We start from the raw sequence: 8,575 nt of genomic DNA, 5'->3' as shown, positions 1-8,575 counted from the left end.
CCTGACTGCGAGCCAATTTGAGCCGAAGGCACTCCATTACAAGGAGGAAAAGCGCCGACAAGAAGAAAAAGAAAAAGCCAAAGCGAGTTAGTCTTCGCTTTGACTTTCATTTGGTCCACCAACACTATTTGACATAGAACCAAAAAAGTAGGCTGTCCCTAGTGGCAGCCTACTTTTTTACGTAAGATTGAAGAGTATTCGTGAAACGGGTACGGAAGAATTGCATCAATGGTCCCATGAAGAATCCAGAAATCACAGTAATGACACCAACTGTTGCTCCGAATAAGAAACCGACCGTGATACAAACAATGTCCGAAACAATTCGAGCTGTCTGGAAAGAAATCCGGCCCTTTGATCTAGATTCCACAATAACCGGCAGTGCATCATAAGGTGCGATTCCTTGTGCCGCCACAATGTAGAGAGAAGCCCCAAATGCCAAGAGGACAATCCCTAAAGCACCCAATACTCCTCGAATAAGGAGAGACTCCAAGTTCCCAAACTGATGAAACAGGATGGATACTACGAAATCCGAAATATAACCGACCAAGATAATACTCATAAAAGTCCCAATGTAAATCAGGTTCCGCGCTGTATAGAACATCAAAATCAACCCAACAATATTTGTGAGAATCATATACGTGCCAAACTGAATACCAAAAAAATGACTTAAGCCGACATTGAAAGTGGTAAAAGGATCCGTCCCTAAATTAGCCGCCCGCGAAAGTCCAATCGCTAAGCCAATAAAGAGAACACCGACAAATGAAAGGAGCAGCCTAACGCGTTGGATGTTCATGATCTTCCTCTTTTTTGTATTTTTGTAAGAATATTGAAGTTGATTTCTATTTTAGTGTAAGTGGTAGAAGAGTAGAAGTCAAGATGAAGAAACATCCATCTAAAATGGCACATTTTGGTGGAAAATGGGTAGTTCAGCGAGAAAAAATTTCTGAGCTACCCACTTTGAGTCAAAAATGGGTAGCTCAGGATTATTTAGCTTTCTTCTTGAATAACAAATGTGTCTTCCTCAAATGTCGCAAGTTTATTGGTGAAAAGAGTACGGAAGACCTGCATCAATGGACCCATACAGAAACCAGACACAATCGTGATTACACCGAAAGTTGCGCCAAGGGAGATGCCGATCCCGATACAGAGAATATCAGAAATCACACGAGCAGCCCGGAAAGAAATACGGCCGTTCGATTTTTGTTCCACAATAACCGGCAGCGCATCGTACGGCGCCACCCCACGTTCCGCAACAATATATAGGGAGGCTCCAACTGCCAAAACCAACAACCCGATTGCGCCCAAAACAATCCGTAAGACAAGCGAATCAATCTCACCAAACTGTGCTGACAAGAGGTTTACCGTAAAGTCAGAAACATACCCGACCATGATAATGTTAAACAGTGTTCCGATGCCGATTAAGTGTTTAGCGGTGAGGAAAACCAGAACCAAACCGATTGCGTTTGAAATAATCATATACGTTCCAAATTGAATATTAAAAAAATTGCTTAATCCTAAATTATAAGTAGTAAAAGGATCCGTTCCTAAATCAGCCAACCGCGAAACACCGATTGATAAACCAATTAACAGAACACCGACAAATGAAAGAAGTACTCGTACCCATTTTTTATTCATGAATTTCCTCGTTTTCTAGTGGCTGAGCAGTGACAACTAGAATAGTTTAAATGGGCAGGGCGGGGATGTCAATGGAGAGGATTATAATAGTAGCTTCTTAAGACCGTTTATTTCTTCCTTATTCATCCCTATCTGTAAGAAATAGTTCTCCACATTGCCATACTTCTCCAAAAATTGAGTATGGAATATCTCCATTATCTCAGGATGAGAAATATAAATATTCAAATTGTTTTCTGCTCGTAATATTCGTTGGTCATGCTTGATATAGGTATAAGACACTTGATAATCAGCGATAATTTCTGCTGAGAGCACATCATGTAGTTGGAGAAGCAGATAGACAATTACTCCAGTCCGGTCTTTTCCAGCACTGCAATGGATGACAATAGGATGTGCTTTTTGAGCTAGGATAATCCGGAAAACTTCGGCAATCCGATCAGTTGAAGCGACATATTCCAGGTAGCGCTCACTCATGAAATAAGGATTTTCCTCCGCATTCTTCGCCAACTCTGCACTTCGACCAGCATCGGTGTTCCCGCTTAAATTCACTGCTTGATAAACACACACAGCTTCCGCATAGGGGTTTGGCTCACGAGCTATTTCTTTAGGAGAACGCAAATCGATGATCGTTTGAATACCCAGTTTCTTAAACTTTTCTTGATCGTGTGATGTTGGTCCGAACAACATGCTTGACCGGAAGAGTTGTCCTTCCTGCAATGACTGGCCGGCTCTAGTGTTGTGCCCCCCTATATCACGAAAATTTACAATCTCTTCAAAGTAATGATGCTTTCCCATCAAATCCCTCTTTTCTTTGCTCTTTTTTCACATCATATCATAGAGAAACAGAGACATAGATGGCTTGGGGGAAATTTAACATACTCTTTACAGCAAGTTTACACTCGTCCTCTATAATAAATATTGTTGAGAGAAGGGAGTGGATGGAAAAGCAAGATGACAAACTATTATCTTTCCACGCCGTTAATGTGGAATCATTCAATGGAAGAAATTTTCCAAACTGCAAAAGAGCATCACTTAGGTGTTGAAATCTTCCATCAACAAGTAGAATTTCAAGGAACGACGACTTCAGAGATAAAGTCATTGATTAAGAAATACAAGCGGGAAGTCTTTGTCCATGCCTTCAGTTGGGACTTAAACTTATCCTCCCTGCAACTTGAAGTCAGAGAAGTAGCCATCAAGCAGACGAAGAAGTCGATTGATTTCGCTCGATCAATCGGAGCGAAGGACGTGACCATTCATCCAGGGCGAATGTCGATTCACTTGGATGTAGAATCGTATGATCAATATCTTTATGAATCTATGAAGGAATTGATGAGTTATGCGAATGCCTGTAATCAACCCATTTCGTTTGAAATTATGGAGCCGATTGGCAGAGAGTTTGTTACTACTCGACAAGCACTCGAGCGCGTTGCTGGAGATCTGTGGGAAGAAATGTATGTAACGCTCGACTTAGCACACTGTGAGGACGAAGCCATGATTGAAGAGTACCTGCTCCATCTACCACGAATACGGAAACTACACATTAGTAACCATCAGGGCAGTACTTATCATACAAAGTTGGCTGAAGGGGATCTAGATTATCAAGCACTCAAATCCGTTATAGTAAGCACGGGATTGCCAATTGTAATAGAAGGAATGGATACCGGATTAGAAAAACAATTATTAAAAGAAAATATCATGTATTTGGAGGAGAATTATTAATGAAATGGAATAAATGGATGGCGATTGGAATGTCGGCTTTTACACTTGCAGCATGTGGGACAACAGAACCCGCAGAAGTAGAGTCAGGTGAAAGTGTAGCAGTTGAAAAAGATCAAGTAGCAGCTGCAACCGATGTAGAAGGTTCCTTTACCCTGTATACATCCCAACCTGAACAAGATATCGCCGAACTTGTTGCATCTTTTAATGAGGCTTACCCAAATATTGACGTGAATGTATTCCGTTCCGGGACAGAAGAAGTGATTTCAAAAGTCATGGCGGAAAAGGAAACAGGCGATATTTTAGCAGACGCGCTACTTGTTTCTGATAGCTTCACCTTTGAAGGATTAGCAGAAGAAGATTTATTACAACCCTATGAATCTCCAGAAATTGAATCGATTCCTGCTGAGTACAGAGACGAAGAACATTTATACACAGGAACAAAAATCATCGCCACAGGAATTGCGGTAAATACAGACCTAGTGGATCCGAGTGGAATCACTGGCTTTTCTAGTTTGACCGAAGAAGCTTACCGTGACCAAAGCATGATGCCAAGCCCGCTCTATTCAGGAGCTGCTTCCTTAAACCTGTCCATCCTCACCCAACAAGAAGGGATACAGTGGGATTGGTATGAATCAATGAAAGCAAACGATGTATTTATCGGACAAGGGAATGGGACAGTGCGTGATGCATTGCTGAATGGACAAGAAGGCATTGGGATGCTGGTTGATTACATGGCCAACCGTGCTCGTCTGGACGGAGCGCCTATTGAATTCATTTATCCAGAAGAAGGGGTTCTTTATGTAACGGAACCTATTGGAATCATCAATGGTTCTGAAAACGCCGAATTAGCCCAACACTTTGTAGACTATATTCTTTCAGAAGAGGGACAAAGTGTCACCTCAGAAATGGGATATACTCCAGTACGCGAAGGAGTTGCTGCTCCTGAAGGAATGCGCGGAGCAGATGAGATCGAGCCAATCGCGTTTGATGAAAACAAAGTAATGGAAACCCGAGAAGCAGATAAAGAACAATTTGCAGAAATGTTCGGCCAAGAATAAGAACGAGGGAAGAATGGGTCGGGTAGAGCAATCCGACGCATTCTTCTGTCTTTATAAGGAGATCCTATGTCAAATGTAAAGCCAACTTTCTATCGTGTTTTATTTTTATTTATAGGGCTTGCTATTTTTTTATTCCCACTTCTCACCTTATTCAAGATGAGTTTAGAGACAGATGGAGGATGGGGGGTGGACAATTTCACGACCCTATTTGAGTCTGGACGGACGATCCAAGCAATTCAAAGTACATTAGTAATTGCTGTATGGTCGACCCTGATTGCGGCTGTACTGGGAATTGGTTATGCCGTACTAGTTGCGTATACGAATGTGAGATTCAAGAGACTCATTGAGCTACTCATTATTCTCCCCTATGTTATTCCCGGCTACGTGGTTACCCTCTCTTGGACCGTTGTTTTTTCTGGAAACAGCCCGGTTAACCACTTGTTACGTACGGTACATCTCCCAGCGGTCAATATGTATTCTCTGACCGGAATTATTTTTGTCTTGGGGTTGAGTAATGCCGCGCTCGTTTATTTGAATGTTGTCGACATTCTTAGAAAGGTTCCTCAGGAGCAAGAGTGGGCTTCTCAAGTAGCGGGGTATCGTTTAAAAGAGACCTTGCGGAAGATTAATTTCAAAAGTGTCCGACCGGCTTTAGTCAGTGGCATTATTTTAGCTTTTTTAAGTTCTATTGATAACTTTGCAATTCCAGCAACTCTAGGGTCGCCGGCTGGAATTACTGTTCTCAGTACCTATATTTATGAAAAAGCAATTGGGTTTGGTCCAAATAGTTTCAATCAAGCAGCCGTGTTGTCCATTTTCTTATCGATGCTCGCATTTATTGGAATTGGGATTCAGTGGTGGGTGTTACGGAAATCTGTTGTCTTGGATTCTTCACGAGTGGACTATTCACCAAGAATCCATTTTACGAAAAGGAAACGCAGCTTTGCGGAATTCCTGTCCATTCTTTTTCTGGTAGTCATGAACATGGTTCCTCTGGTTGTGATGTTCTTTTCGTCACTGCAAACTGGTTACTCTCGTTCCATTTTTGATCCTACTAAGATGGGGTGGGATAACTATCAGTTTATCTTCCAAACGCCTGCCATGTATGAAGGCTTTTTGACCAGTTTTTGGCTAACGATTCTGTCCATCGTCGTTTGCATCGGATTCAGTATATGGGTCATGTATTACAAACAACGAATTGATAAAGGGGCAACCTTGCCGATTGAAATCGGTGCTTCCCTTACCTTTTCTACACCAGGCATCGTCCTGGCACTCAGCATGATTTTCTACTGGAGTAAAGTGCCGAATGTATACGGGACAATTTGGATTTTGTTTATTGCCTATGTTACCCGGTATGTGTTGCTTCTTCTAAGAGGGAGCAATACAGCGTTGTTGAGTGTGGGCGTAGAATTAGAAGAAGCAGCGATGATTTCAGGGTCTAAAAGATGGGAAAAATGGACGCGAATCATCATTCCTCTTATTAAAAATCAAGTGCTGGCTAGTTCATTCCTGATGTTTACTAGCGCCTTTACGGAACTAACACTGTCCTCTCTGCTGATAGCAGCGGACTCAAAAACAGTCGGATTAACGATTTTTAACTTACAAACAGGTGGAGATAATCAAATCGCACAAGCCTACTCGGTACTGTTAACCATTTTTATTATGGCTCTCGTCCTCATCCGTAGCCGGTTGGAACAAAAGGAGATGAAAAAGCATGCGTAAACTGAGCATCAAAAAAGTATCAAAACATTTTGGGGAAACAAAGGCACTTGATGAAATTAATGTTTCAATTGAAGAGAATGAATTTATCGCGATTCTCGGACCGTCTGGATGCGGGAAGACGACGCTTTTACGATCCATTGCAGGGTTTATTGAGCCAACCAGCGGCACGATTCAGTTTGGCGAAGATATATTTTACGATCGTCAAACAACCATTCCAGTTGAAGAGCGGCAGCTCGGAATGGTCTTTCAGCACTTTGCCCTTTGGCCGCATATGAATATTGAACAGCATCTAGCCTATCCGCTGAAAAGTTCGCAAAACAAGAAACGCTTTGAGCGTCATATGCACAAGGAAATGATTGAAGCAGCACTTCAATTGGTGGAGTTGGATGGGTTCGAGAAACGCTATCCACATGAACTATCTGGCGGTCAGAAACAACGTATCGCACTAGCCCGAGCCATTGTCTCACAGCCGAAGTTGTTGTTGATGGATGAACCATTAAGTGCTCTAGATGCTCACTTGAAACAAGTGATGATTCAAGAAATCAAAAGAATTCACCGTCTTACCAAGGCGACCATCCTGTATGTGACACATGATCAAGCAGAGGCGATGGCGCTAGCTGATCGAGTCATTGTCATGAATAAAGGAAGAATCGAACAGATTGATACCCCATATAATTTGTATCATTCGCCCAAAACACCATTTGTCGCAGATTTTGTCTCCAAAGCGGTACTCGTAAAAGGAGAATGGAAAGGAAATCAGTTCCATCCAGAAAATGCCAAGACCATCACTTGGCAAGGAGATGGTGTAACGGAAGATTTTAAAGTGAAGCAAATCTATCCCATCCGCCCTGAAGAACTGATGCTATCGTCAGTCGATGATCACCGTGCGGGAATCCCGGCGCGCATTAAAGATAAACAATTCCTTGGGAGAGAAACGCGTTATATTGTCAGTGCGCTGGGAATTGAACTCGAAGTTATCTCTACCCAGCCATATGCAGCTGGAATAGATGATGAAGTGTATGTGGTAAAAAGGGAAGTTAGTGTGCAAGCGTGATGGAAAGAGCGATCTGCTTTTGAGTGGATCGTTTTTTTGTGTTGGGGAAAATTTCAGTTATATGAGATGTGTGATAAATTCCACTTTTAATAGTACGTTTTATTGTAAAATAAGATAGAAAGATACCATTAGTTATCAAAAGTAGCTTTTGATTCTATGATTTCAGTGGTACGATAATAAGGAAGAACTCCTTACAGAAATCGAGGATTAAAATGGAAAATAAATTACGGTATCGTACTCATATCAATCGTTGTGCGTTAGGATATCAAGAGACAAAGCGAGTAAATATGTTGTTATTAGAAGGTTTATCATTGGAAGAAGTTGAACGCTTAGTATACGAGGAAAATGTTTTGCAGCAAACTTCTGTTGAAATGCAAAAAGTAGTGTGGAAGGAGATTTCATATAGACTTTTACATTTGGATGAAGAGGCACGAAACCAGATTCAAGAAGAAGATAACCAATCCTCAAAAGCACTCGTTTTTTACGGTGTCCTGCAGGTTGATAAGCTTTTTCGCGAATTTTGTCGTGCTGTGTATTTAGATAAGTTACTCACCTTTCATCAAGAAATAACCAAGAAGGAAGTCATTCGTTTTATTGAAATTCAAATTGAAAAAGATGACCGTTCTATGAACTGGTCAATGAATACAATATTAAAATTGGCGGGTACTTACATACGAACCTTGAAAGAAGCGGGAGCATTAGATTCAGAACAAAAAATCCAGCGACTAGTTATCTCACCAAAAACAAAAAATTATCTGAAAGAAAAAGGGTTTCAGCCTGCTGCTGAAATTGTGTTAGGAGGTTTTTATGAAATCGACTGAACAGAGATTGCAATTGTTAAAGGAAAGCTTATTAGAGCCAAACTTTTTTCAAAATAAAGGGATTGGCAATGAGTTAAATTTTTACATTTTTGATTATGATCCTAAAGACGAATTAACAGTACGTCAAGAAATTCCCAAGTTACTATCTTTTGTTGAAAAAAATAGACCGAGTATTCATTTTCAAGTCTTTGATTTATATGAAATCATTCTTTATTTCTTTGAACAAAGAGGATATATGGAAAAAAACTTCAAGAAAGAACAGAAGGTCGGCAGTGAAAAGGTTATTCAGAAGATGCAAGAGGGACTGAAAATTGCGACAGAACGGGACGAAATTATCCAGTATATAAAACAACATCTAGAAACGGATGCGGTTGTCGTGCTTACTGGCATTGGAAAGGCATTTCCGATTTTGCGTTCTCATATCATTCTTAATAGTTTACAAAGCGTCATTCAAGACCAATCAGTAATTATGCTTTATCCAGGAAAATTCGAGAATAATACGTTGAAGTTGTTTGACATCTATCATGATGATAACTATTACCGGGCATTCCGGATTGTAGAAAGGTAAG

General features: G+C 40.9%; 9 protein-coding genes. 6 read left to right on the top strand and 3 right to left on the bottom strand.

Features of this window, described 5'->3' with window-relative positions; genetic code table 11:
- Window positions 1-169: 169 nt before the first annotated feature.
- The 3 genes from PVE40_RS08085 to PVE40_RS08075 all read right to left on the bottom strand — a co-directional run bounded on the left by PVE40_RS08085 (window position 170) and on the right by PVE40_RS08075 (window position 2,427).
- Window positions 170-793 (bottom strand): YczE/YyaS/YitT family protein, encoded by a 624-nt coding sequence (locus tag PVE40_RS08085; RefSeq protein WP_274731392.1) that lies wholly within the window; start codon window positions 791-793, stop codon window positions 170-172.
- Window positions 794-987: 194 nt separating this feature from the next.
- Window positions 988-1,635 (bottom strand): YczE/YyaS/YitT family protein, encoded by a 648-nt coding sequence (locus PVE40_RS08080; RefSeq protein ID WP_274731391.1) that lies wholly within the window; start codon window positions 1,633-1,635, stop codon window positions 988-990.
- 81 nt (window positions 1,636-1,716) lie between these two features.
- Window positions 1,717-2,427 (bottom strand): tyrosine-protein phosphatase, encoded by a 711-nt coding sequence (locus tag PVE40_RS08075; protein ID WP_274731390.1) that lies wholly within the window; start codon window positions 2,425-2,427, stop codon window positions 1,717-1,719.
- Window positions 2,428-2,583: 156 nt separating this feature from the next.
- Here PVE40_RS08075 and PVE40_RS08070 point away from each other — a divergent pair, with 156 nt between their 5' ends.
- The 6 genes from PVE40_RS08070 to PVE40_RS08045 all read left to right on the top strand — a co-directional run bounded on the left by PVE40_RS08070 (window position 2,584) and on the right by PVE40_RS08045 (window position 8,574).
- Complete coding sequence (locus PVE40_RS08070; protein ID WP_274731389.1) at window positions 2,584-3,351, top strand: sugar phosphate isomerase/epimerase family protein; 768 nt, start codon at window positions 2,584-2,586, stop codon at window positions 3,349-3,351.
- Entirely contained in the window at window positions 3,351-4,409 is a 1,059-nt protein-coding gene (locus tag PVE40_RS08065; RefSeq protein WP_274731388.1) for an ABC transporter substrate-binding protein, read from the top strand. The genes PVE40_RS08070 and PVE40_RS08065 overlap by 1 nt, the downstream gene beginning before the upstream one ends.
- Window positions 4,410-4,475: 66 nt before the next feature.
- Complete coding sequence (locus tag PVE40_RS08060) at window positions 4,476-6,131, top strand: ABC transporter permease (protein WP_274731387.1); 1,656 nt, start codon at window positions 4,476-4,478, stop codon at window positions 6,129-6,131.
- Complete coding sequence (locus PVE40_RS08055) at window positions 6,124-7,185, top strand: ABC transporter ATP-binding protein (RefSeq protein ID WP_274731386.1); 1,062 nt, start codon at window positions 6,124-6,126, stop codon at window positions 7,183-7,185. Before PVE40_RS08060 ends, PVE40_RS08055 begins: the two co-directional genes overlap by 8 nt.
- A gap of 212 nt (window positions 7,186-7,397) precedes the next feature.
- Complete coding sequence (locus tag PVE40_RS08050) at window positions 7,398-8,006, top strand: BrxA family protein (protein WP_274731384.1); 609 nt, start codon at window positions 7,398-7,400, stop codon at window positions 8,004-8,006.
- On the top strand, window positions 7,993-8,574 hold the full coding sequence (locus PVE40_RS08045) for a DUF1788 domain-containing protein (RefSeq protein ID WP_274731383.1): 582 nt from the start codon (window positions 7,993-7,995) through the stop codon (window positions 8,572-8,574). Before PVE40_RS08050 ends, PVE40_RS08045 begins: the two co-directional genes overlap by 14 nt.
- Window position 8,575 lies beyond the last annotated feature (1 nt).

This window comes from Jeotgalibaca caeni (genome assembly GCF_028863945.1).
Taxonomy (GTDB): domain Bacteria; phylum Bacillota; class Bacilli; order Lactobacillales; family Aerococcaceae; genus Jeotgalibaca; species Jeotgalibaca caeni.
The sequence above is the reverse complement of the archived record's forward strand: the minus strand, read 5'-3'. Positions and strand labels throughout refer to the sequence as shown.